The sequence below is a fragment of the Clostridium sp. Cult3 genome, assembly GCF_021655115.1.
Lineage (GTDB): Bacteria > Bacillota > Clostridia > Tissierellales > Tepidimicrobiaceae > PPXY01.
The window spans coordinates 12513-37606 of sequence record NZ_PPXY01000043.1 but is presented as its reverse complement, the minus strand read 5'-3'; the positions used below and the strand labels follow the sequence as shown (position 1 = coordinate 37606).

Here is a 25094-nt window from a genome sequence, read left to right as displayed (position 1 = left end):
TTTTTTTTGTCACTGCTTGATTATATCATATTACTATAATAATAAAAAGGCAACAATGACATAGATTTGAATTTTTCTAAAAAGATAGCAATATATGGTATATATCTAACTAAGAAGTAAAAGATTTAGGAGTGATTTTCCATGAAGAATGATAGTTATTTAGCAAAAAAACAAAATACTTTCTAAAAAAAGAAGGATTTTTGGAAAACATAGAGAATATAGTGAATATTCAATAATATTATTTCAACTGGACTTCTAGGGAAGGTGGTGAATTAATCAGTGAAAGTAACTGACGTAAGAATAAGAAAGGTTACTGAAGAAGGCAAGATGAAGGCAATAGTATCCGTAACCTTTGACGATGAGTTTGTTGTCCATGATATAAAGGTAATTGAAGGACAAAATGGTTTATTTATAGCAATGCCTAGTAGAAAGATGGCAGATGGAGAATTTAGAGACATCGCTCATCCAATTAATGCCGAAACCAGAAAAAAGATCCAGGATGCAATTTTAGAAGAATACGAAAAAGTGTTAATAACTGAGTAATTAAGGACCTAGGGGTCCTTTTTTACTTATATATTATCTATCTAAATAATATTTTCAATAAAAGTTTTATTTTATCATTGGACATATAAGCTAAATAGGTTAAAATATTATTTGGATAGATAATTAAAAAACGAGGTGTTAATATGAATGTTTCTATAATACTGGCAGCAGGAGAAGGAACCAGGATGAAATCCAATAAGCCCAAAGTATTACATAAGATATGCGGAAAGCCTATATTAGAATATGTAATACGCGCTAGTAAGAATGCTCATGTAGATAAAAACTACATAATAATAGGCCATGGTGGAGATAAAGTCAAAGAGGAGTTTGAGGACTCAGATATAATATTCAAGACTCAACCTATAGGAGAAGGGTATCCCTATGGTACTGGTTATGCAGTTATGCAGGCAATAGATTGTATACAAGATGATGATAATGTAGTAATATTATACGGGGATACTCCTTTGATAAGATCTAATACTATAGAAGACCTTATGGCGTACCACAAGAGTCATGGATATGATGGTACTGTTTTAACGGCCAATCTAGACGATCCTACAGGATATGGAAGGATCCTTAGAGATAAACAAGGTTGTATATTAGGAATAGTTGAGCACAAGGATGCAACTCAAGAAGAGCTAAACATAAAAGAAATAAATTCGGGCATATACTGTTTTAATGGGAAACTACTTAAATATGCTCTAAGTAAAATTGATAATAATAATGCCCAGAGTGAATATTATGTAACTGATGTGATTAAAATCCTAAAGGAAGAAGGTTATAATGTAGGGGCTTATACTATAGACGAAGCAACTGAAATATATGGAATAAATTCCAGGGTACAGCTAGCCTATTGTGAGCAAATCATGAGGAAAAGAATTAATAGAAGGCATATGATGGAAGGAGCTACTTTGATCAATCCAGAAAATACCTATATAGAAGATGGAGTTAGTATAGGAAAAGATAGCATAATATATCCTGGAACTGTACTTCTAGGAAACACCACCATAGGAGAAGGGTGCATCATAGGAGAAAACTGCAGGATAGAAAATAGCCAAATAGGATATGGGGTTGAAGTATACTCATCTACTATTACGGAAAGTACTGTAGATGAAGGATGTCACATAGGGCCTTATGCCCACCTTAGACCTAATAGCCATTTAGGTAAAAATATAAAAATAGGCAATTTTGTAGAAGTTAAGAATTCTACAGTTGGAGATAATTCTAAAGCTGGACATCTAGCTTATATAGGTGATGCAGATGTAGGGAAAAATGTGAACATTGGTTGTGGTGTGGTATTTGTAAACTATAATGGTCGTAGGAAGTTTAGATCTACTGTGGAGGATAATGCATTTATTGGAAGTAATGCCAATCTAGTGGCACCTGTAGTAGTTAAACCATGGGGCTATGTGGCTGCTGGTTCGACTATTACCGAAGATGTATCTGAAGGTAGTCTATCTATTGCTAGAGCTAGACAGGTAAATAAAGAGGGTTGGATAGACAAAAAAGGTTATAAAAAGGACAAATAAACTATAGGAGGAGTTTAAAATGAACTTACGTAGAGGCGATATCAAAGTGTTTTCAGGAAATGCCAACAAGGAGTTGGCAAAAGACATATGTAAGGAGCTGGGAGTACCTTATGGCTGTTGTGAAGTCGGGAAGTTTAGTGATGGAGAAATATTTGTAAACATAGACGAAACTGTAAGAGGTTCGGATCTATTTATTATTCAGCCTACCTGTACGCCGGTAAATAATAATCTAATGGAACTTTTAATATTGATAGATGCCTTTAAAAGAGCATCTGCTGGTCGGATAAATGCAGTAATTCCTTACTATGGCTATGCAAGGCAGGATAGAAAGACAAAAGCGAGAGAGCCTATAACAGCAAAATTAGTGGCAGATCTATTGACGGTAGCAGGGATAGATAGAGTGGTATGTATGGATTTACATGCAGGACAAATTCAAGGATATTTTGACTTACCCGTAGATCATCTATCTGGGGTGCCTATTTTGGCAGAGTATTTTAAGGGTATTGTAGATAGGGAAACGGTCATAGTATCACCGGATTTAGGCGGTGTAACTAGGGCAAGAAACTTTGCTAATCTACTAGATTTACCTATTGCAATTATCGAAAAGAGAAGGCCTAAAGCAAACGTTTCAGAAGTGATGAATGTGATAGGAGATATTGAAGGTAAAAATGTTGTAATAGTAGATGATATAATAGATACAGCAGGAACTATTACTAAGGCGGCTCAAGTACTAAAGAACTTTGGGGCGAAAACCGTATATGCTTGTGCTACCCATCCAGTTCTATCAGGTCCAGCAGTAAAGAGAATAGAGGAATCTGTTATAGAAAAATTTGTAATTACAGATACTATACCTTTAGAAGAAGATAAAAGAATTGACAAGATAGAGATAGTAAGTGTGGCACCAATATTTGCTGAAGCGATTAGGAGAATCCATGACAATGAATCAGTAAGTATATTGTTTGATTAGTACAAGAGGTGATAAATTGTTTGCAGTAATAGGTTTAGGAAATCCGGGTAGAAACTATGCTGATACAAGACATAATGTTGGTTTTAGCACTATAGAATTGTTAGCAGATAGAAATAATATTAAATTAAATAAAATAAAATTCAAATCCATATATGGAGAAGGTATTATTGGAGGAGAAAAGGCCATACTTCTAAAGCCTCAAACTTATATGAACAATAGTGGCATGGCAGTATTGGATTTATACAATTACTATAAAATGTCAATAGAGAATATGATAATCATAGTCGATGACATCGATATAGAATTTGGTACCATAAGAGTAAGAAAAAGAGGTAGTGATGGAGGTCACAACGGATTGAAATCTATAATATACCAATTAGGCAGTCATGATTTTCCTAGAATTAAAATTGGTGTAGGCAAAAAAAGAGAAGGCCAGGAGTTGGCAGACTTTGTCTTAAGTAGATTTGCAAAGGAGGAAATAGCTCATATAGAAGATGCTATACTCGATGCGGCAATGGCAGCAGAGACTATCATAGCCTATGATATCGATAAAGCGATGAATCAATTTAACTGAAAAAAGAAGGGAGCCCAGGAGTAAATCCTGGGCTACTGTACATGTTTAAGGAGCTGGTTAAATGCAAAATATGTTTATAGACCCTCTAAAGAATTTGGCTTCTTATGAAAAACTAATAAAGGATATTGAAGACAAAAAAACTCCCATATCTACTCATGGCATAATAGATGATAATCTAGGGCATATGGTTTATGCTCTAAATCAACATGTAGATAAACAGGTTTTAATTATAACTTATGATGATAAAAAAGCTAAAAGGATTTATGAGGATATTAAAAATTTTGATGAAAACAGAGTAGAACTATTTCCTAATAGGGAAATAGTATTTTATAAGGTAGATGCTTTGAGCACTGAGGTTAACAATCAACGGCTAAAGGTTCTAACAAGATTAATTTTAGGAGAATCAATAATAGTTATTGCTTCTATAGAAAGTATATTAAACAAGCTTATAGATCCAGGGCTGTTTAAGCAACATATGATAAATATCAAACAAGGAGATAAAGTAGAATTAGATTTGTTGATCCAAGGACTTATATCCTGTGGCTATGAAAGGGAAACTATGGTAGAAGGTGTAGGACAATTTAGCATAAGAGGTGGGATAGTGGATTTTTATTCACCTAATTTTCAAAACCCTTATAGAATTGAGTTGTTTGATGATGAGATAGATTCCATCAGATCCTTTGACATAGGAACCCAAAGATCGCTAGAAGTGGTAGAATCCACTTTCATAGCCCCTATCAAAGAGGTATTTATTTTAGACGACTACAGGAATGATATTATTAGCAATATTAAAAAAGATATAAATAGGGGAACTAGAAGATTAAAGGAAGGATCAAAGGAAAGGCTATCTATAGAAGACAAATTTTATGGATATATAGAAGAAATCAGCCAAAAATTACATATCTCCAATATGGATATGATCACACCCTATATACCTAGAGAATATCTATCGAGTATACTAAATTATTTTAATAGAGATAGCTTGGTATTGATAGACGAGCCAAAGAGAGTTGAGGAAAGAACCAACAACATCAAGGAACAGTTTTTGCTTAAATACTCTTATGTTCTTGAGGCAGGGGAAGTATTGTCTAGCCATGAAAAAATTCTTTATGAATATATGGATTTAGTTAAGGATATAAAGAGTAAGATATGTATAACCAACACTGGATTACTAAAACAAGACCCTCTATTTAATCCAAAGTCCATAATAAAATTCTCTTCCAAATCTATGCAATCCTTCCACAATAATATGGAAATATTGAAAGAGGAACTAGACCATTATAAATATAGGGGATACAAGGTAATAATCCTTTCTGGCACGGAACAAAGGGCTAAAATATTGTATGAAAACTTAATAGATCTAGGTTTAGAATGTAGTTATGTAGAAGATTCTAATAGGGATATTAGGTCTAGTCAGGTATTCATAACGACGGGGAGGATAACTAGGGGTTTTGAATATTCTAATATAAAATTTGCTATCATCTCTGAAGAGGAGATATATGGCACCTATAAGGAAAGAGCTAAAAGGTCTAGGAAAAAATCTAAAGGAGACACCATTAACTTTTCCGATTTAAATATTGGAGACTACGTTGTCCATGAAAACCATGGTATTGGTCGTTATGATGGAATTGAGCAATTGAATATCCAAGGAGTTAAGAAGGATTACTTGACCATTAACTATAGAGGGAATGACAAATTATATGTGCCTATTGATCAGATGAATTTAATCCAGAAATATATTGGGGCAGATTCCATTAAACCAAAGATCAACAAGCTTAGTAGCTCAGAATGGGTCCGAACTAAACAAAGGGCAAAGAAGGCTGTGGAAGATATGGCCAAAGATCTGTTAGAGCTATATGCTAAAAGGGAAAGCCAAAAGGGATACTCCTTTTCAAAAGATACTCCGTGGCAAAGACAATTTGAGGATTTATTTCCCTATGAGGAGACGGAGGCACAGATGAGAAGTATAGAAGAGATAAAAGGAGATATGGAGGCTCCAAGGCCCATGGATAGATTGTTGTGCGGAGATGTAGGCTATGGGAAGACAGAGGTAGCTTTAAGAGCTGCATTTAAGGCTGTGATGGATGGCAAACAGGTGGCTTTTTTGGTACCTACTACCATATTAGCTCAACAGCACTATAACACCATGGTGGAAAGGTTTGATACCTTTCCCATGGAGATAGCTATGCTAAGTAGGTTTAGAACGGCATTAGATCAAAAAAACACCATCGATGGACTTAGGAAGGGAACTGTGGATATAGTAGTGGGGACCCATAGGCTATTATCTAAGGATGTGATGTTTAAGGATTTAGGTTTGCTTGTAGTGGATGAAGAACAAAGATTTGGAGTTAAGCATAAGGAGACATTGAAAAAGTTAAGAGAAAATGTAGATGTATTAACCCTTACGGCTACACCTATACCTAGAACCCTTCATATGTCTCTTATAGGTATTAGGGATATGAGTATTATAGATGAACCTCCAGAAGAAAGATATCCGGTACAGACCTATGTAGTGGAGTTTAACGAACAGATGATACGTGAAGCCATATTGAAGGAAATAGAACGGGGAGGCCAGGTGTATTTTGTATACAACAGGGTCGAAACCATAGATAAAATGGCTATTAAACTAGGGGAATTGGTTCCAGAAGCTAATATAGCAGTGGGACACGGACAGATGAGTGAAAGAGAATTAGAAAAGATAATGATGGGTTTTATTGCTAAGGAGTACAATGTTCTAGTAAGCACCACTATCATCGAAACAGGTCTTGATATACCCAATGTAAACACCATAATAATATATAATGCAGATAAGATGGGCTTGTCTCAATTATATCAGTTGAGAGGTAGGGTAGGTAGGACCAATAGAGTGGCCTATGCGTATTTAACTTATGAAAAAGACAAGGTTTTGACAGAAGTAGCAGAAAAAAGACTTAGGGCTATAAAGGATTTTACAGAATTTGGATCTGGCTTTAAGATTGCTATGAGGGATTTAGAAATAAGAGGGGCAGGAAACCTTCTAGGAGTAGAACAACATGGCCATATTGAAGCTATAGGCTATGACCTTTACGTGAAATTTTTAAATGAAACAATAAAGAGGTTAAAAGGTGAAACTATTGAGGATATAGTTAACACGACTATCGATTTAGATATAGATGGTTATATCCCTCAAACCTATATAGAAGATGAGGAACAGAAGATAGACATATACAAAAAAATTGCTGTCATTGAAAATCAAGAAGATTATAGGGAGTTGGTAGATGAATTAATAGATAGATTTGGAGACATACCTGGAGAAGTTGAGAATCTATTAGATATTTCCTATATAAAGAATCATGCAAGTCTTTGTCATATTAATAATATTTATCAATCAGGGAGTGAATTGGTATTAGAGTTTAGTTCCATGGACTATATATCGCCAGATTTGATTCATTATCTATCTGAAGAGTATGGAAGGAGACTTACCTTTGACTTATCCAATAATCCTTCCTTTAGATATAGATTTAGAAGGAATATGTTGGCTGAATTAAAAGGATTAATTGAAAAAATTAGTGGTTTTCAGAAGGAGACAAATAAGATATAATATTAGTTAGGTATACTTATTAGAGAGGATGTTATAATTGTTAAAGCTAAAAAAGAGATTTTTGATGATTGCGGTAATGGTTAGTATAATGTCTTTAGTCATTACAGGATGTGGTAAAAAAGAAGAGGGCATTGTGGCTAAAGTGAATGGGGATGTAATCACCCAAGAGGAATTTGATATGGAATTTGAGATTTTTAAAACCATGTATAAAAAACAATTTGGTGAGGATGCATTAGCCCAAGAAACGGAAGATAATAAGACTATAGAGGAGTTGTTGAGAGAAAACATACTAGAAAAGCTTATAATAGAAAAGCTGATCTTTAAGGAAATAGAAGATATGAATATTGTTGTAACGGAAGAAGAGGTAAATGAACGAGTAGAAAACTACATCAATGCCTTAGGTGGAGAAGAAAAATACCAGGAGTTTCTAGAAAATAATAATTTTAGTCCAGAGTTTATAGAAGATAATTTAAAAAAAGAAATATTATATGAAAAACATAAAGAAGATTTTTTAGATAAAACAGATTTATCAGAAAAGGAAATTGAGGATTATTATGAAAAGAATAAGGACTCACTGGTAAAGGTTAGAGCTAGTCATATTTTAGTTCCCACAGAAGAAGATGGCAATAAGGTGCTAGAAAAACTTGGAAAGGGTGAGGATTTTCACAGTTTAGCCGCTACCGAATCTATAGATTCAAATTCTGCAGTACAAGGTGGGGACCTAGGTTATTTTACCAGAGGCAGCATGGTAAAAGAATTTGAAGAGGTAGCTTTTTCTTTAGAGGTAGGAGAAATCAGTGACTTGGTTCAATCAGAATTTGGTTATCATATCATATTATTAGAGGATAAAAAGGATAGTTATGAAGAATTAAAGGAAGATATAATCCCTATTTTAAAAAATCAAAAGTATATTGAAAAGATATCTAATTTAAGGGATAAGGCAAAAGTGAAAATATATATGGATGATGATAAGGATAAAAAGGATAAATAACAAAAAACCTTTGTGGACTTCTACAAAGGTTTTTTCTAATTAATGCAAATACTTTAACTTAAATATACCATATATGTATAAATAATTCCTATTAGTAAAATAATAATTACACAACAAAATTTCTTAAGGAGGGAAAAAATGAAGGCTACTGGAATAGTTAGACGTATTGATGATCTAGGTAGGGTGGTTATACCTAAGGAAATTAGAAGAACCTTGAGAATTAGAGAAGGAGATCCATTAGAGATATTTACTGATAGAGAAGGAGAAGTAATACTTAAAAAGTATTCTCCTATTGGAGAACTAACTGAATTTGCCAATGAATACTGTGAGTCTTTATACGAAGCTACCAATAATATTTCAATTATTTCAGATAGGGATACTATAATCGCCATTGCAGGTGGTTCTAAAAAAGAATATCTTCAAAAAAGAATAAGTCCAGAGTTAGAAAAGATAATGGAGTCTAGAAATACTTATGTGACAGCAGAGAATATGAAACCTATGAAGATCTTTTATGAGGACACCAGTGATGACGAATATACAGCCCAGGTAATAGCCCCTATAGTCATGCAAGGAGATCCAATAGGCACTGTAATTTTAGTAACTAAAGATGATGGTGCTGACATGGGAGATATAGAGATAAAACTAGCAGAAACTGCAGCTGCCTTTTTATCAAAACAGATGGAAAGTTAGAAGTATGCCTACCAATAGATGGTAGGCTATATTAATTTTTATTGGTATAATATAGTGTTATAAACTGTATATTTTTGATATAATGGGTTTAGTTTTAATCTATATATAGGGGGAAGAAGTGATGAGTAAAGATAATTTTTTAAAAGGGGCAGCTATTTTAAGTATAGCAGGGGGCATCGTGAAAATACTTGGGGCTTTTTATAGAATACCCCTTAACAATATATTGGGAAGTGAAGGTATAGGATATTACCAAACTGCTTATCCTTTATATGTATTGTTATTGACTATATCTACAGCTGGCTTTCCAGTAGCTATAGCCAAGCTAGTTTCAGAAAAGAGAGCTTTGGGAGACCATAGAGGGGCTCATAAAGTATTTAGGGTAGCATTCTTAGGGATGCTAATAGCTGGTTTATTAACTTCTCTATTCATATTTACCAATGCAAGGACCATAGTTGGAAAATGGGGAAATGAAGATGCATACTATGCTCTAATAGCCCTAGTACCAGCTCTATTTTTTGTGCCCATTATGTCAGCCTTTAGAGGATATTTTCAAGGCAGGCAGACCATGACTCCTACAGCATTATCACAAATTGTAGAACAACTTTTTAGAGTTGCTGCTGGCTTACTATTAACTTATTATCTGTTAGATATGGGTTTACCTATAGCTGCAGGAGGTGCATCCTTTGGCGGGTCAATAGGGGCTGTTGCTGGTGCTATTACTATGACAATCATATACTTCTCTAAAAGAGGTGAAATAGGAGAGGAATTAAAGAATAGTCCTGATAGTGAAGAAAAGGTAAATACAATAGTAAAGGATTTGCTAATTATAGCCATCCCTATAACTATTGGGGCAGCTATTGTACCAATAATGAATTCCATAGATACATTATTGGTATTTAAACGATTGGAAAGAGTTGGTTTTAGCAAAGAGGAGGCCAATGTACTATATGGACAGTTAACAGGCCATGCTCAAACTTTAATAAATTTGCCTTTGATCTTTTCAACGGCTTTGTCTATATCCTTAGTTCCCGCCATATCCATGGCTAATACGAGGAAGGACTATAGGGATATAAGAAATATCACTTCCTCTGGAATGAGGATCACTTTACTTATTGGGTTACCTGCTGCTTTTGGATTATTTGTATTGGCAGAACCTATCATTGGTCTTTTGTATTTTAAACTTAGTCCAGAGGAAATAATAAGTACTGGAAGGATACTTTCTATACTTTCTTTTGGAGTCATATTTTTAACATTGGTTCAATCTTTAACAGCTATCTTACAAGGTTTAGGGAAACCAATTGTCCCGGTAGCCAACTTAGCTATAGGAGCAGCCTTTAAGGTGTTTTTAACCTATACTTTAACGGGAATTAGAACTGTCAATGTAAAAGGTGCAGCTATATCTACTGTAACAGCCTATTTTATAGCTTCATTACTTGACTTAATAGCTGTTCGCAAGTATACTAGACTAAAATTGGATATTGTAGATATATTCGTTAAGCCCTTCTTTGCATCTGCAATAATGGCCTTGGTAGCAAAACTGATTCATGTGGGCTTTATAAATGTTATTGGTAGTAGATTGGCTACTATAGTTGCTATAGTCATTGCAGCTATAATTTACTTTATACTACTGGTAGCAATAGGCTCTTTAACCTATGAAGATTTCAAGTTACTTCCCAATGGGGACAAGATAGCTAGTAGATTGGTAAGACTAAAGTTGCTAAAGAAATAGATAAAAATATAAAGGAGTAATGGATATGGGGAAAATATACGTTTTAGGGCTAGGACCGGGGAATCCAGATGATCTAACTATGGGTGTGTTAAAAAGGATTAAAAGCGGTGATAGGAATTACCTAAGGACGGAGAAACATCCTACAGTAGAATATTTTAAGCAAAATGGTATACCCTATGAGTCCTATGACTATGCTTATGAAAAAGGTGAAGATTTCTTAGGTGTATATGAATATATTGCAGAAGATTTGGCTTTAAAAGCCGATAAATATAAAACTATAAACTATCTAGTTCCTGGGAATCCAATGGTAGCTGAGAAGACTGTAGAAATCTTGTTGCAAAAAGAGAGTGAGAGTTTAGAGGTAGAATTATTGACAGGAATAAGTTTTATAGAACCTATTTTGGAACTAGTAAGAAGGGATCCTATAGACGGTCTTAAAATTGTTGATGGAACAGAATTTAAATTGAAAGATATTGATATTAATCTTGATTGTATAGTGACTCAGGTATATAATACTAGAGTCGCCTCTAATATAAAACTGGTATTATCTGAAGTATATGGTGATGAATACAAAATATATATAATCAATAGTGCTGGCATAGATGGGGAAGAAGAAATTCATAGTATTTCCATCTATGAACTGGATAGAATGGACAATATTGGACCCTTAACGAGTATATATATCCCCAAAGTGGATAAAATAACTAAAAAAATCTACAACATGGTCGATATAATAGATACAATGGAATTATTGAGAAGTGATAGGGGATGCCCTTGGGATAGAGAACAAACCCACAAGTCCATTAGGGAATGCGTCATCGAGGAAGCCTACGAAGTAGTAGATGCTATTGATAGAGAGGATATGGATGATTTAATAGAAGAACTAGGCGATTTACTTCTACAGGTAGTATTTCATAGTCAGATAGCTTTGGAAGAAGGGGAATTCAATCTATATGATATTACAACTGAACTCAACAAAAAGCTGATTTATCGTCATCCTCATGTTTTTAATGAAAAAAAAGTAGAAAAATCTGATGAAGTAGTATATAATTGGAATAAACTAAAGTTTAAAGGTAGGAATATCAAGACTTACACTGATACTCTAGTGGATATTCCAAAACTTCCTTCTCTTATGAGGAGTTATAAAGTTCAACAAAGAGCTAGTGAAGTTGGTTTTGATTGGGATACTGTAGATGGAGCCTTGGATAAGGTGAAGGAAGAATATTACGAAGTTATTGAGTCCATCAATTATATTAAAGGTGGTGATGTAGAAAAGACAGAGGAAGAATTAGGAGATCTATTGTTTGCAGTAGTCAATGTATGTAGATTTTTAGAGGTTAATCCTGAAGTAGCATTGAACAAGACCATAAACAAGTTTATTGACAGGTTTGCAATAATGGAGGCGAAAAGCGATAGGATTGGGAAGAAGCTTGAGGATATGACTCTAGAAGAGATGGATATACTATGGGATGAAGCAAAGCTACATAGATTTAATAAATGATAAAAACTATAGCAATATAAGAAGGATTTTACAAATTAATATAGAATAAGCTAAATGAACCTAAGTACAATATGATAAGAGGAGGAATTGATAATGAATAAAGCTGAATTAGTTGCTAGTATGGCAGAAAAGAGTAATTTAACTAAGAAAGATGCAGAAGGTGCATTAAATGCGTTTATGCAAGTGGTACAAGAAACATTAGCTAGTGGAGAAAAAGTACAATTAGTTGGATTTGGAACCTTTGAAGTAAGACAAAGAAAAGCTAGGGAAGGTAGAAACCCAAGAAATCCAGAAGAAGTTATCCAAATACCAGCATCAAAGGCTCCTGTGTTCAAGGCAGGTAAATCATTAAAAGAAGCTGTAAATAAATAAAAAATCAGGTCATTGACCTGATTTTTTTTAAATATATCATTTAGGGGGCGGTTTTTTGAGGATAGATAAATTTTTAAAGAATTCTAGAATAATCAAAAGAAGACCGGTAGCCAAAGAAGCCTGTGAACAGGGTAGGGTTCTTATCAATGAAAAACAAGCAAAACCTGGCGATGAGGTAAAAGTAGGCGATATTATACAGGTGGACTTTGGAACAAGGACTATGAAGGTAGAGGTATTAAAAGTAGAAGACAATGTAAGAAAAGACGATGCAGGAGGGCTATATAAAATTATAGAATAAAAAGGCTTTTGTAATAAAAGCCTTTTTATATTCATAAATATTAATAGGGGAGGGGTGATGAAAATTGACAGAAGGAAAGATGGATTTCAAAGCTCAAAACATCCTTGTTGAAAACCGGAGCAAGGTCACTATAACGGGGGTAGAACAAGTAGAAAGTTTTAATGAAAATACTATTATTTTAATAACTGTAAAAGGAGGAATGACCATTAAGGGGGAAGGTCTTAATGTAGGAAAGTTGAACTTAGACGATGGAAATGTAAAAATAGACGGAATTATAAACGGAATTATTTATAATGATAAGGATTCATCCCAGAAAGGGAGTTTAATTGGGAAAATATTTAAGTAATATGGAGAGCTTAGCATGGATACAACTATAAAAATGCAATTTTATATATTTTTAACCTCTATATATGGAGGCCTAATAGCTGGATTTGCATATGATCTATATAGAATAAGCAGATATTATTTCAAGCCTAAGCATATAGCTACCCTGATAGAGGATTTTTTGTTCTGGATAGGAATCACATTGATATTCTTTTATATTATTCACGAAAGCAATTGGGGAGAAATAAGAGGATATGTATTTTTAGGTTTTTTTGCTGGCGGTATTATGTATTTGAAACTGTTAAGTAAATTATTATTCCCTATATTGAAAAGATTACTAGATAGTTTAGGCTTACTGTTAAGAAAAACTTTTAAGGTAATAGCATTTCCCTTTAAATCCATTAAAAAAACCTTGTCTCCAGGAATGCGGCGATTAAAAAGATTAAGACAGATTCCTAGGGAGGCCTTAGGGGAAATAAAAAAATATAAAACCATCATTTCTAAAAAAAAATAGAGGAATTTTTGAATTCATGTAGAATAGAGCTAGTAGGTGGTGGTTTTTATGAAGAAAAGAAAGAAGAGAAAGAAAGGTTTTAGACTTAAACATCTGATATTATTATTTTTCATATTTATGATTGGAAGGACTTTAATTAGTCAAAGAATAATGATGAAGGATTTGGCTAAGCGAAAACAAAGAGAAGAAGCGGAAATAGTTCAGCTAGAAAAAGAAATCCAACAGCTAAACGAAGAGATCTTAGATAAGGATTCCTTAGAGTTTATAGAAAAGATTGCTAGGGAAGATTTACGAATGGTCAAGCCTAGAGAAATAATCTATATAGACAAAAATAAGGATAAATACCATTTTATGAACTTTAGAGCGAGGTAGAATTTATTGACAATTGACGAGTTCTCATATATACTAGATAGAGAATATATTTTATAAGGAGGAATTGTTTATTTATGCCCATAACTGTTGGAAAAGTAGTTGAGGGCACGGTCACAGGTATTACAAATTTTGGTGCATTTGTACAATTGCCCGGTGGAGATAGTGGTCTAGTCCATATTTCAGAAATATCTGATGACTATGTAGAAAAAGTAACCGACTACTTGAAAAAAGATCAAAAAGTGAAAGTGAAAATTCTATCAGTATCTAAGGATGGCAAGATAAGCCTTTCCATTAGACAAGCTAAACCTAAAACTACAAACCCTATTGAAATTGACTGGAATAAAACAGACGAAAAGCAGAAGTATATGTCTTTTGAAGATAAGCTTTCTCAATTCTTGAAGGACAGTAATGAAAAACAAGATCAACTAAAGATGCGAGAAGGTAGGAGAGGACCTGGCCAAAGGTCTAGAGGTACAGGTGGCTTTTAGATATTTCCTACATGCAATTAACTAAAAGGATTATTTATTACAAGATGTAATTTAAAAAGATGGACTCATAAAACCGGATTACTCCGGTTTTTTTAATGCATTAAATTTACTTAAACTTTATCCATAGCTAATATTAAATTAATATTGCGTGGTTTATAGCCATCTAATGGATCTGGTACAAAATAATACATCATATGTATATTATCTTTGTATATGGTTAGAACATTGATACTATCAAGTAAAAGGGGATAGGTACCTACTCCTTTAGATGAATAAATAATAGTACAAATAAAGGCTTTGTGTCAGAAACTTTTCCATTTCATGCAAGGAGTATTGACAAAATATTATTCCTTGATCTGTTAGTATATTTATAAAAACAAGGAATAGGGGGAATGGAAATGTTAAAGGCAGAATTTATCCTACCTAAGGATAAAAGAGTTAATAAGATGTTTAGCTTCGATAGGAAACTACTCCTATATGTTGTTCTAGCTTTTTTTATAGGGAGAGCTAGTATCATGGATAAACTGACGCCCTTTGGAGTATCTTTTATAACGGCGTATGTTATCCTTGGAAAACTAAACATATTTATTTTTGGTTCTGTAGCATTAGGAATGTTTACTATTCATGGATTAAAGGGAATAGACTACTTTTTGGCTATTACCATCATTACTTTTCTTTTTAACAAATCTAATGCTATGCAAAATTTATCCATTATAAGATCTTCAATAGTATCTGGAATACTGTTTGCGTTGACTAAATTCATATTCATATTTATATTCAAGGAAATATTTGTTTATGATATATTTATTATTTTGTTTGAGGCATTGATAGTCTTTGCTCTGACTTATATCTTTTGTCATAGTCTTTCATTAGAATCCGTGGGCAAAAGTCGTTCTAATGAAAGTATTATATGTGGACTTATCACCCTATCTTTAATGATCTCTGGTTTTCACGACCTTACCATAGGAGGAATATCTGTCAAGGTCGTTCTGAGTATATTACTAATAATATACTTTGGTTTTTCTGAAGGGGCTTTTATAGGAGGAGCTGTAGGGATTACCTTAGGCTTAATATCCTACATATCTCAACCAGAGATGCCCTTTATGTTATCTATCTATGGACTAGCAGGATTACTAACTGGTCTTTTCAAAGATCTTGGAAGAATAGGCTCTATATTAGGATTTTTGTTAGGCAATGGGATTATTAGTTTTTATATTAATGGATATGGAACTAGTTTTATTAAAATAAAAGAATTGACTTTAGCTGCTATCCTTTTTTTTCTTCTATATAGATTACTAAACTTTTATTTTTCTGATTATATGGAAATAGCTATAGGACGGATGAAAGAGAAGAACTATTCCCATAGGAAAGATGAAATAACTATTAACAGATTAAATGAAATATCGAAGGTATTTAAAGAATTAGGAGAGACCTTTAAAGATTCGGTAGAGCACGAGGAGGTCTATAGTGTAGGAGAGGTTTATGAATTAATTGATGATATAGCTAATTCTTTATGTGCAAACTGTGGAATGAGAAAATTTTGCTGGGAAGAAGGGTTTTATGCTACCTATAACTCTATGTTCAACATGATAAGCTTAATGGAAGATAATAAACTTGTTAAGGATGACAATTTACCTCCATTAATTAAGGATTATTGCATAAACAAAGACAAGATGATAAAAGTCATACAGGGGCATTTTGATATTTTTAAAATCAACAATATGTGGGAGAAAAAGATTCTAGAAAATAGACTATTGGTTTCTGAGCAATTAGAAGGGGTAGCAGGGATAATAAAAGATATGATTAAGGATATATATGTAAATCCGATATTTAAAGAAGATGTAGAGGATATAATATATGCAAACTTAAAGAACCAAAAGATAGATGTAAAAAATGTGGTAGTAGTGGAGTTAGAGGATGATAGAATTGAAATATATATAGATGTGGACAAGACTTATAAGGAAAAAAACAGTCAGGAGAATATAAAGAAAATAGTCATGGATACGGTAGGCACCCCCTTAAAGGTAGAATTTACACTAGATGGACTAAAAAGGGAAAGTCAAAGATTTAAACTGGTTAGAAGTAACCGATATAACGCTTTTACAGAAGTAGCCAATAAGGCCAATGACTACAATAATATTTCGGGGGATAATTATACTTTTGGTGAAGGAGACAACAACTACTTCATCGCTTTAAGCGATGGGATGGGGGTAGGAAGGAAGGCAAGTAATGAAAGTAGTACTGCTATTAAACTATTAGAAAGGTTTTTAGAGGCTAAATTTGACAAGGAACTAGCTTTAAAGACTATTAACTCAATCCTTATGCTTAAATCCAGCGATGAGATATTTACTACCTTTGATATATCCTTATTGGATTTGTATTCAGGGAAACTTCAGATTATCAAAACTGGTGCACCAGCTACTTTTATAAAGAAAAAAGATCATGTTGAAATTATCAACTCTCAATCTCTACCCGTTGGGATATTAAAGGATGTAGATTTCAATATATACGAAAAATACTTAGAAGATGGAGATATTATAATTATGATGTCTGATGGAATATTAGAAGCTAATGGCCAGGTTAGGAGTGCTGAACAATGGATGAAGGATGTAATTGATAGCATTGATAGCATTAATCCTAGGACAATTGCAGACAGGATACTAGAGGAGGCACGGAAGGTAAGCCAAAATGAGATTAAAGATGATATGACCGTGTTGGTTACGAAGGTATGGAAGAATCCATAAGGGATAAATATCTACTCTCTCTGTATATAATCTATATATTTGTCAATAATCCAAAAAAATAGGTATAGGAGTGGTATATATGTTAAAGCAGATAATACTCATTTCAGATGGTCAGTCCAATATAGGATCAGATCCATCAGAAATGGCAGAATTAGCAGCAAAGGAAGGTATTAAGGTTAATACCATAGGGATTGTTGACAATGAGGAGAACGAATCTCCAATTATGGAATTGGAGAATATAGCAGAAAGGGGTGGGGGCGTGTGCGAGCTGACAAGTCTAAAGGATCTTTCTGCAACACTGAGCAGAGTCACCGTCAAATCCATGTATGAAACTATAGAACAGATGGTAAGTCATGAGTTAAAAGAGATAATAGATATGGACATAAAGGAAGTTCGGCCTAGTGAAAGATATAAATTTGTAAAGTTAATAGATAAAATAGGGGATGAGATAGATTTAAGATGTTTAATCCTAATGGATACTAGTGGTAGTATGAAGAAAAAAATAGATATAGCTAAGAAAAGTATATTTGAATTACTTTTGTTTTTAGAGGAAAGAAGGGGAAAAAATCAAATGGCTGTTTCCGTATTTCCTGGCAGGGCAGGATATTATGAATTACTATGTGATTTTACCGAAGATATAGATGAACTAAGGGATAGAATGAAAACTATAGAAGTGGGAGGCACTACCCCTACAGGGCCTGCCATTGAAGGAGCAATAAGGATTTTTGGTGGAGAGGGGTATGAGTATTCCCTATATGATCATATAGTTTAGGTGATTATATGAAAATAGAGGGTAAATGGAGTAGGAATAAATATAAACTAATTAGTTTAGTTGGTTTAGGAAACTTTGGCACAGTATATAAGGTTGAGGATGCAAAGGGCTGCATAAGAGCCATGAAGATTTCTAAAGATACACTGTCTATTACCAATGAGTATAATGCTATGGTAGCACTGCAGGATATGTTCTTTATACCTAGGGTTTATGAATTTGATGACTGGGAATATAATGGGAACATACTCCATTATATTGTAATGGAATACATCCCTGGAAATAATCTAAAGGAGATAGCTGAAGATAATAGTTTAAAACCTAGTACTATACTAAAAATAGGACTAATTCTAATAAATATGTTTAGGAAAATAGATGGATTAGGGTATAAGTATACTGATATAAAATTGGAAAATATAATATTAGCCAATAATGGGCGTATATATTTTATCGATTTTGGTGGCCTGGTGGAAAGGGGAAAACCAACCAAGGAATATACTCCTGTATATAATATTAACTCTTGGAGGGTAGATTTTAGTTATAATATTGAGATGGGTATATTGTTTAGCATAACCATGATTATGATAACATTGATAGGGAATATGGAATACAACCCTCTAGTATACGATTTAGAACAGGTTAGAGTTAAGGTTCAGACTTTTCCCTTGAAAAAAGAAGAGAAACAATTTTTACATAAAGCTTTAAGGGGGAAGTATAAAACCTTTAATCAGTATGAAAATGCCCTTGCCTCAATGCTGAAAGGTGAAGGGTACTATAAGACTTTGAGCAAAATTGACTATGTACTAATAGCTAGTATAGTCAGTTTTGTTTTTGTTATTATTATAGGTATAAGATATATTTATTACTGATGGTATAATATTTAAAGGAAATACGATATTTATGTAGAAAACAATATATAATAGCATATAAATACGAAGATAGGTGATAGCTATGAGAGATAAGGTATTGAAAGTTGTTAAGGAATATGAATTAATTGAAAAGGGGGATAAGGTAGTACTCGGCCTTTCAGGTGGACCAGACTCTATGGCACTACTTTATGTTTTGATGGACATAAGGGAAGTTATGGACTTTGATATCTATATAGCCCATTTAAATCATGGTGTAAGAGGGGAAGAAGCATTAAAGGATCAAATATTCGTTGAGAATCTAGCCAAGAAATTAGGATTGCCTTGTTATTCTAAAACCGTAAACATGAATGAATATGCAGAAGAGACAGGTCTTTCATCAGAGGAAGCTGGGAGAAAATTACGATATGATTTTTTCCGCGAGATACTAGATAAAATAGGTGGAGGTAAAATTGCAGTAGCACACAATAAAAATGATCAAGCTGAAACCTTATTGATGAGATTTTTTAGAGGTACGGGAATAGATGGATTAAAAGGCATGGATTATATAAATGAAGATATAATAAGGCCTATTTTAGGTGTAGAAAGGGAAGAGATAGAAAGGTATCTATTGGATAGAAATATTGAAACTAGACTTGATAAAACCAATTTGGAACCAATCTATAATAGAAATAAAATACGATTAGAGCTAATTCCCTATATAGAGGAAAATTTTAATCCAAATATAATCGAAACACTATGGAGAACATCAAGGATTGTCTCCATTGATAGTGATTTTTTAGAAGAATATACACAAAAAAGTTACAATAGAATGATGAAAAAAAAGCTAAAAGATAGTATAATTTTAGATGGGAAACAATTTATTAAGGAACATCAGAGTATTCAACATAGGATAATAAGAAAATGCATCTTAGATATAAATGGAAACTTGCAAGGGGTTACAGAGAAGCATATATCTGATACATTGATATTATTCTTAGAAAGGGGGACCGGAAAGAGTATCGATTTAATAAATGATATTATTGCTAAGACAAGCTATGATGATTTCATCATAAAAAAGAAGAAAAACATCGACAATGAGGATTTTCTATATAGAGTAGATGTGGAAGGAACTATATATATAGATGAAATTGGTTATAGTTTTGAGACAAAGGTGCTTCCTGTTACAAATATAGACATAGATAAGAAATATAGGTTTATCAAATGCTTTGATTATGATAAGATAAAAGGGGATTTGTATATAAGAAACAGGAAAACTGGAGATCGTTTCATACCATATGGTATGAAAGGTAGTAAAAAGGTTAAGGATTATTTCATAGATGAAAAAATTCCAAAGGATGAAAGAGATAAAATACCTTTATTAACCGATGATGAAAATATCCTGTGGATAGTTGGATATAGAAGTAGTGAACTATATAAGATAAACTCTAATACTAAAAAGGTATTGGTAGTAGGTTTTAATAATAGCATTGAGGAGGATTAACTATGGAAGATATAATAAAGGATATACTTGTAACTGAAGAAGAAATAGAAGCAAAGGTAAAGGAATTGGGAAAACAAATAACCGAGGATTATAGGGATAAAAATTTAATGTTAGTGGGTATATTAAAAGGAGCAGTAATATTTATGGCAGATCTAGCCAAAAGTATCAATATGCCTGTATTGATGGATTTTATGGCAGTATCCAGCTATGGAAAGTCTTCTACATCAACAGGAATTGTACGAATAATAAAGGATTTAGATTGCAGCATAGAAGATAAAGATATATTGATTGTAGAAGATATAATAGACACAGGTCTTACATTGTCATATTTAACGGATAATTTGAAAAAGAGAGGAGCAAAATCTGTAAAGATTTGCACCCTTTTAGATAAACCTGATAGAAGGAAAGCAGAAGTCCCTGTAGACTATAGGGGGTTCGTAATTCCTGATGAATTCGTGGTAGGATATGGTCTTGACTATGCTGAGCAATATAGAAACTTACCTTTTGTTGCAGCATTAAAAGAAGAGGTATATAGTTAATGGTTTATAAAAGGGATTATATTGTACTTTAATGGGAAATATGCTATAATCTTAGAATATGATTTGATTTTAGACAGAAGGGAGGACTTGGATTGAGAAGATTCTTTAGAGGCACAAGTCTTTACTTGCTTCTACTTATCATAATAATATTTGTTGTAACTATGGTTGGAAAAGATGTAGAGCAGGTTAAGGAAATGGATGTAACTGAATTTTTAAATAATCTAGAGAACAATAATATAGAAAGTATTATAACCGTAGGCGATACTTTAAAAGGTAAGCTAGTCGATGGGACTCAATATACCTTTTTGATACCTGAGCATATGAAAAATAATTTTTATGAAAACTATCTACGAGATAAGGTAGAATCTGAACAGATTAAAAGCTACAGTGCAGAACCTGAACCATCAGAACCTTGGTTTATTACTGCATTACCTACGATTTTTGTAATATTGATGTTTATCGTATTTTGGTTTGTTCTTATGCAACAATCCCAAGGTGGCGGTAACAGGGTGATGTCTTTCGGGAAAAGCAAGGCCAGAATGCACAAGGAAGAAGATGGAGATGTAGTTACTTTTGCTGATGTGGCAGGTTTAGAAGAGGAAAAGGAAGAACTTGAAGAGATAGTAGATTTTTTGAAGAGCCCAAGAAAATATTTGGAAATAGGAGCTAGGATTCCTAAAGGGGTACTATTAGTAGGACCTCCAGGAACAGGAAAAACCTATTTAAGTAAGGCTGTAGCAGGAGAAGCTGGGGTCCCATTTTTCAGCATATCCGGTTCTGATTTTGTGGAAATGTTTGTAGGAGTAGGGGCGAGCCGTGTTAGAGATTTATTTGAACAGGCTAAAAAGAATGCACCTTGCATAGTATTTATAGATGAGATCGATGCAGTAGGGAGAAGAAGAGGAGCAGGACTAGGTGGCGGACATGATGAAAGGGAACAGACTCTAAATCAACTTTTGGTAGAAATGGATGGGTTTGGCACCAATGAAGGAATAATCGTCATGGCAGCTACCAATAGGCCTGATATATTAGACCCAGCTATATTAAGACCAGGTAGATTTGATAGACAGATCTATGTAGGACTACCTGATATAAAAGCTAGGGAAGAAATCCTAAAGGTTCATACTAGAAACAAGCCTTTAGACGATGATGTAGATTTAAAGGTAGTAGCAAAGAGAACTCCTGGTTTTTCACCAGCAGATTTGGAAAACTTGACTAATGAGGCAGCACTGTTAACAGCAAGGAAAAATTTAAAGAAGATACCAATGGATATTATAGATGAGGCTTCAATCAAAGTAGTCGCAGGACCAGAGAAGAAATCTAAAGTAATTAGCGAGGAAGAAAGAAGGCTTACAGCTTATCATGAAGCAGGTCATGCTATTACATCGAGGCTTCTACCAAATGCAGATCCAGTCCATATGGTAACTATTATACCTAGGGGAATGGCTGGTGGTTTTACAGCATATTTACCTGAGGAAGATAGATATTATATGACTAAAGGACAAATGGAAGATGAACTAGTTAGTTTATTAGGTGGTAGGGTGGCAGAAGCTTTGGTCCTTAAGGACATAAGCACAGGGGCCCAAAACGATATTGAAAGGGCCACTAAACTTGCAAGGAGAATGGTTACCCATTATGGTATGAGTGATAAGCTTGGACCTATGACCTATGGTACCGACGAAGAAGAGGTATTCGTGGGGAGGGATTTTGGAAGGACTAGAAATTATAGCGAAGAAGTAGCTGCAGCCATAGATAAGGAAATGAGAGGACTAATAGACAAAGCTTATAGCAAGGCCGAACAATTATTAAAAGATAATATAAATATTCTCCATAGAGTAGCAGAAGCTCTTTTAGAAAGAGAAACTTTAGACGGTAAGGAATTTGAAGAAATATTTTTAGGAGCAAGTGCATAGTAACTAAGGTAGCTAAAATTATTAGCTGCCTTTTTTATTTTGAAATTATTATAAATTTTGCAATATTTATTGCATTTTTAAAAAATATTGAAATTAATGTTGCAAAATCTATGGGATTATTACTATAATATATAGTGGATGGAGATATTTGAAGTGGTTAAACTTTTCCAATAGAAGGAGGATGGAAAGATGTTTGATGAGAAGAAGATTGGGGAAATCAAAAAAGCTGAGGAGAAGTGGACGGAAGAAAAGGTACAAAAGGCTATTACTAGATTTCCAGAAAGGAAAGAAAAATTTACAACCGGCTCCAATTTGGAAGTAGATAGGCTATATACACCAGAGGATATAAGGAACTTTGATTATGAAGAAAAACTAGGATTCCCAGGACAATATCCATATACTAGAGGAGTTCAGCCTACCATGTACAGAGGTAGACTATGGACTATGAGACAATATGCAGGTTTTGCCACTGCAGAGGAATCCAATAAGAGATACAAATATTTATTAGAACAAGGACAAACAGGTCTTAGTGTTGCATTCGATTTACCTACCCAAATAGGATATGATTCAGATTACAGTTTATCTGAAGGGGAAGTAGGTAAAGTGGGAGTAGCCATAGACTCATTAAAGGATATGGAAATATTATTTGACGGAATCCCCTTAGATAAAGTTAGTACTTCCATGACTATTAATGCACCAGCCAGCGTTTTATTGGCAATGTATATCGCTGTAGCAGAAAAGCAAGGAGTATCCAAAGAAAAATTAAGGGGTACTATTCAAAACGATATATTAAAAGAATATATAGCAAGGGGAACTTACATATTTCCTCCAGAACCATCTATGAGACTTATAACCAATATATTTGAATACTGTTCTAAAGAGGTACCGAAATGGAACACTATAAGTATTAGTGGATATCACATAAGAGAAGCAGGCTCTACAGCAGCTCAAGAAGTAGCCTTTACCTTAGCTGATGGAATTGCCTATGTAGATGCAGCTATTGAAGCTGGATTAGATGTAGACGATTTTGCACCAAGACTATCTTTCTTCTTCAACGCCCACAATGATTTATTAGAAGAAGTGGCAAAGTATAGAGCGGCTAGAAGGTTGTGGGCGAGGATTATGAAGGAAAGATTTAATGCTAAGAAGGAAAAATCCATGATGTTGAAATTCCATACTCAAACGGCAGGTTCAACTTTAACAGCTCAACAACCAGATAACAATATTATTAGGGTAACCATTCAAGCATTAGCAGCAGTACTTGGCGGAACTCAGTCTCTGCACACCAACTCAAAGGACGAGGCATTAGCACTACCTACTGAGGAAGCAGTAAGAATTGCCTTAAGAACTCAGCAGATAGTAGCTCACGAATCTGGGGTAGCCGAAACTATTGATCCATTAGCAGGTTCCTATTATATAGAAAGCTTAACGGATAAAATTGAAACAGAAGCAATGGAATATATTAATAAAATAGATGAACTTGGAGGTGCTCCAAAGGCAATAGAGAAGGGTTATATACAAAAGGAAATCCAAGATTCAGCATATCGTTATCAAATGGAAGTTGAATCTCAGGATAGGATTGTAGTAGGAGTCAATAAATTCCAAACAGACGAAGATCATCATGAAGATATACTAAGGGTAGATCCGGAAGTGGAAAGATTACAAAAACAAAAGCTTGAAACATTAAAGAAAGAAAGAAATAATGAAAAAGTTGAAGAGAGTTTAGAAGCGTTAAAAACTGCTGCTAAAACGGATGAAAATCTAATGCCTTATATACTGGAGTCTGTAAGAACTTATGCAACTCTAGGCGAGATTTGTGGAGTGTTAAGGGAAGTATTTGGTGAATATGAGCAATCGGTAATACTATAATGATTGTGCATTGATTATAAGAGGGAGGTATATAATATGGAAAAACCAATAAGGGTATTGGTTGCAAAACCAGGCTTAGATGGTCATGATAGGGGAGCAAAAGTTATTGCAAGATCATTGAGAGATGCAGGTATGGAGGTAATATATACAGGCCTAAGGCAGACGCCAGAGCAAATAGTTCAAGCAGCTATACAGGAAGACGTAGATGTAGTAGCTATGAGTATATTATCTGGGGCACATAATCATCTTTTCCCAAAAGTAGTAAATCTGCTGAGGAAAGAGGGAGTAGATGATATGCTGATAATTGGCGGAGGAGTTATACCTGATGAGGATATACCATTCTTAAAAGAATCGGGAGTAGAGGCCATATTTACTCCAGGAACTCCTACTACAGAAGTTGTAGAGTATATTGAGAATAACCTAAAAAGATAATATAGGT

Annotated in this window: 23 protein-coding genes; all 23 read left to right on the top strand. The window is 33.8% G+C overall.

Translation table 11 applies throughout. The annotated features are described in order from the left end of the window. Positions 1-279 precede the first annotated feature (279 nt). The 23 genes from spoVG (at position 280) to C3E88_RS08725 (ending at position 25087) form a co-directional block, all read left to right on the top strand. Entirely contained in the window at positions 280-543 is a 264-nt protein-coding gene (gene spoVG, locus C3E88_RS08835) for a septation regulator SpoVG (RefSeq protein ID WP_236909813.1), read from the top strand. A gap of 143 nt (positions 544-686) precedes the next feature. Further along, positions 687-2072, top strand: a complete 1386-nt coding sequence (glmU, locus tag C3E88_RS08830; RefSeq protein WP_236909812.1) for a bifunctional UDP-N-acetylglucosamine diphosphorylase/glucosamine-1-phosphate N-acetyltransferase GlmU — start codon at positions 687-689, stop codon at positions 2070-2072. Positions 2073-2091: 19 nt separating this feature from the next. After that, positions 2092-3039, top strand: coding sequence for a ribose-phosphate diphosphokinase (locus C3E88_RS08825; RefSeq protein ID WP_236909811.1), 948 nt, complete (start codon positions 2092-2094; stop codon positions 3037-3039). Positions 3040-3055: 16 nt separating this feature from the next. Further along, entirely contained in the window at positions 3056-3613 is a 558-nt protein-coding gene (gene pth / locus C3E88_RS08820) for an aminoacyl-tRNA hydrolase (protein WP_236909810.1), read from the top strand. Between the two features lie 61 nt (positions 3614-3674). Beyond that, a complete protein-coding gene (gene mfd / locus C3E88_RS08815; RefSeq protein WP_236909809.1) occupies positions 3675-7193 on the top strand; it encodes a transcription-repair coupling factor in 3519 nt (1172 codons plus the stop codon). 37 nt (positions 7194-7230) lie between these two features. Beyond that, on the top strand, positions 7231-8184 hold the full coding sequence (locus C3E88_RS08810) for a peptidylprolyl isomerase (RefSeq protein WP_236909808.1): 954 nt from the start codon (positions 7231-7233) through the stop codon (positions 8182-8184). Between the two features lie 138 nt (positions 8185-8322). After that, complete coding sequence (spoVT, locus tag C3E88_RS08805; RefSeq protein WP_236909807.1) at positions 8323-8874, top strand: stage V sporulation protein T; 552 nt, start codon at positions 8323-8325, stop codon at positions 8872-8874. 121 nt (positions 8875-8995) lie between these two features. Further along, positions 8996-10603 carry a putative polysaccharide biosynthesis protein gene (locus C3E88_RS08800; protein ID WP_236909806.1) on the top strand — a complete coding sequence of 536 codons (1608 nt, stop codon included), beginning with the start codon at positions 8996-8998 and terminating at the stop codon, positions 10601-10603. A 25-nt stretch (positions 10604-10628) separates the two neighbouring features. Next, positions 10629-12104, top strand: coding sequence for a nucleoside triphosphate pyrophosphohydrolase (gene mazG, locus C3E88_RS08795; protein WP_236909805.1), 1476 nt, complete (start codon positions 10629-10631; stop codon positions 12102-12104). Between the two features lie 93 nt (positions 12105-12197). Then, entirely contained in the window at positions 12198-12476 is a 279-nt protein-coding gene (locus tag C3E88_RS08790) for an HU family DNA-binding protein (RefSeq protein ID WP_236909804.1), read from the top strand. Positions 12477-12531: 55 nt separating this feature from the next. After that, entirely contained in the window at positions 12532-12774 is a 243-nt protein-coding gene (locus tag C3E88_RS08785) for an RNA-binding S4 domain-containing protein (RefSeq protein WP_236909803.1), read from the top strand. Between the two features lie 64 nt (positions 12775-12838). Next, positions 12839-13120 (top strand): sporulation protein YabP, encoded by a 282-nt coding sequence (gene yabP, locus C3E88_RS08780; RefSeq protein ID WP_236909802.1) that lies wholly within the window; start codon positions 12839-12841, stop codon positions 13118-13120. Between the two features lie 15 nt (positions 13121-13135). Further along, the gene (yabQ, locus tag C3E88_RS08775) at positions 13136-13612 is read left to right on the top strand and encodes a spore cortex biosynthesis protein YabQ (RefSeq protein WP_236909801.1); all 477 of its coding nucleotides are present in this window, start codon (positions 13136-13138) and stop codon (positions 13610-13612) included. A 48-nt stretch (positions 13613-13660) separates the two neighbouring features. Then, positions 13661-13984, top strand: a complete 324-nt coding sequence (locus C3E88_RS08770; protein ID WP_236909800.1) for an FtsB family cell division protein — start codon at positions 13661-13663, stop codon at positions 13982-13984. A gap of 74 nt (positions 13985-14058) precedes the next feature. Next, positions 14059-14472, top strand: coding sequence for a S1 RNA-binding domain-containing protein (locus C3E88_RS08765; protein ID WP_236909799.1), 414 nt, complete (start codon positions 14059-14061; stop codon positions 14470-14472). A 398-nt stretch (positions 14473-14870) separates the two neighbouring features. Further along, positions 14871-17216 (top strand): stage II sporulation protein E, encoded by a 2346-nt coding sequence (gene spoIIE, locus C3E88_RS08760; protein ID WP_236909798.1) that lies wholly within the window; start codon positions 14871-14873, stop codon positions 17214-17216. A gap of 79 nt (positions 17217-17295) precedes the next feature. Continuing rightward, positions 17296-17988 carry a vWA domain-containing protein gene (locus tag C3E88_RS08755; protein ID WP_236909797.1) on the top strand — a complete coding sequence of 231 codons (693 nt, stop codon included), beginning with the start codon at positions 17296-17298 and terminating at the stop codon, positions 17986-17988. Between the two features lie 8 nt (positions 17989-17996). After that, positions 17997-18854, top strand: a complete 858-nt coding sequence (locus C3E88_RS08750; protein WP_236909796.1) for a protein kinase domain-containing protein — start codon at positions 17997-17999, stop codon at positions 18852-18854. 82 nt (positions 18855-18936) lie between these two features. Then, a complete protein-coding gene (tilS, locus tag C3E88_RS08745) occupies positions 18937-20334 on the top strand; it encodes a tRNA lysidine(34) synthetase TilS (protein WP_236909795.1) in 1398 nt (465 codons plus the stop codon). A gap of 2 nt (positions 20335-20336) precedes the next feature. After that, entirely contained in the window at positions 20337-20873 is a 537-nt protein-coding gene (hpt, locus tag C3E88_RS08740; RefSeq protein WP_236909794.1) for a hypoxanthine phosphoribosyltransferase, read from the top strand. Between the two features lie 92 nt (positions 20874-20965). Then, positions 20966-22786, top strand: coding sequence for an ATP-dependent zinc metalloprotease FtsH (gene ftsH / locus C3E88_RS08735; protein WP_272878516.1), 1821 nt, complete (start codon positions 20966-20968; stop codon positions 22784-22786). A 189-nt stretch (positions 22787-22975) separates the two neighbouring features. Beyond that, positions 22976-24655, top strand: a complete 1680-nt coding sequence (locus C3E88_RS08730) for an acyl-CoA mutase large subunit family protein (RefSeq protein WP_236909793.1) — start codon at positions 22976-22978, stop codon at positions 24653-24655. A gap of 36 nt (positions 24656-24691) precedes the next feature. After that, positions 24692-25087, top strand: coding sequence for a cobalamin B12-binding domain-containing protein (locus C3E88_RS08725; RefSeq protein ID WP_236909792.1), 396 nt, complete (start codon positions 24692-24694; stop codon positions 25085-25087). The last annotated feature ends 7 nt before the right edge of the window (positions 25088-25094 follow it).

Coding starts and splice junctions, on each gene's coding strand:
- glmU (WP_236909812.1), top strand. CDS start 687: ATGAATGTTTCTATAATACTGGCAGCAGGAGAAGGAACCAGGATGAAA.
- yabQ (WP_236909801.1), top strand. CDS start 13,136: ATGGATACAACTATAAAAATGCAATTTTATATATTTTTAACCTCTATA.
- spoIIE (WP_236909798.1), top strand. CDS start 14,871: ATGTTAAAGGCAGAATTTATCCTACCTAAGGATAAAAGAGTTAATAAG.
- mazG (WP_236909805.1), top strand. CDS start 10,629: ATGGGGAAAATATACGTTTTAGGGCTAGGACCGGGGAATCCAGATGAT.
- tilS (WP_236909795.1), top strand. CDS start 18,937: ATGAGAGATAAGGTATTGAAAGTTGTTAAGGAATATGAATTAATTGAA.
- C3E88_RS08755 (WP_236909797.1), top strand. CDS start 17,296: ATGTTAAAGCAGATAATACTCATTTCAGATGGTCAGTCCAATATAGGA.
- hpt (WP_236909794.1), top strand. CDS start 20,337: ATGGAAGATATAATAAAGGATATACTTGTAACTGAAGAAGAAATAGAA.
- C3E88_RS08750 (WP_236909796.1), top strand. CDS start 17,997: ATGAAAATAGAGGGTAAATGGAGTAGGAATAAATATAAACTAATTAGT.
- spoVT (WP_236909807.1), top strand. CDS start 8,323: ATGAAGGCTACTGGAATAGTTAGACGTATTGATGATCTAGGTAGGGTG.
- C3E88_RS08770 (WP_236909800.1), top strand. CDS start 13,661: ATGAAGAAAAGAAAGAAGAGAAAGAAAGGTTTTAGACTTAAACATCTG.
- C3E88_RS08825 (WP_236909811.1), top strand. CDS start 2,092: ATGAACTTACGTAGAGGCGATATCAAAGTGTTTTCAGGAAATGCCAAC.
- C3E88_RS08730 (WP_236909793.1), top strand. CDS start 22,976: ATGTTTGATGAGAAGAAGATTGGGGAAATCAAAAAAGCTGAGGAGAAG.
- mfd (WP_236909809.1), top strand. CDS start 3,675: ATGCAAAATATGTTTATAGACCCTCTAAAGAATTTGGCTTCTTATGAA.
- C3E88_RS08790 (WP_236909804.1), top strand. CDS start 12,198: ATGAATAAAGCTGAATTAGTTGCTAGTATGGCAGAAAAGAGTAATTTA.
- C3E88_RS08725 (WP_236909792.1), top strand. CDS start 24,692: ATGGAAAAACCAATAAGGGTATTGGTTGCAAAACCAGGCTTAGATGGT.
- C3E88_RS08800 (WP_236909806.1), top strand. CDS start 8,996: ATGAGTAAAGATAATTTTTTAAAAGGGGCAGCTATTTTAAGTATAGCA.
- C3E88_RS08765 (WP_236909799.1), top strand. CDS start 14,059: ATGCCCATAACTGTTGGAAAAGTAGTTGAGGGCACGGTCACAGGTATT.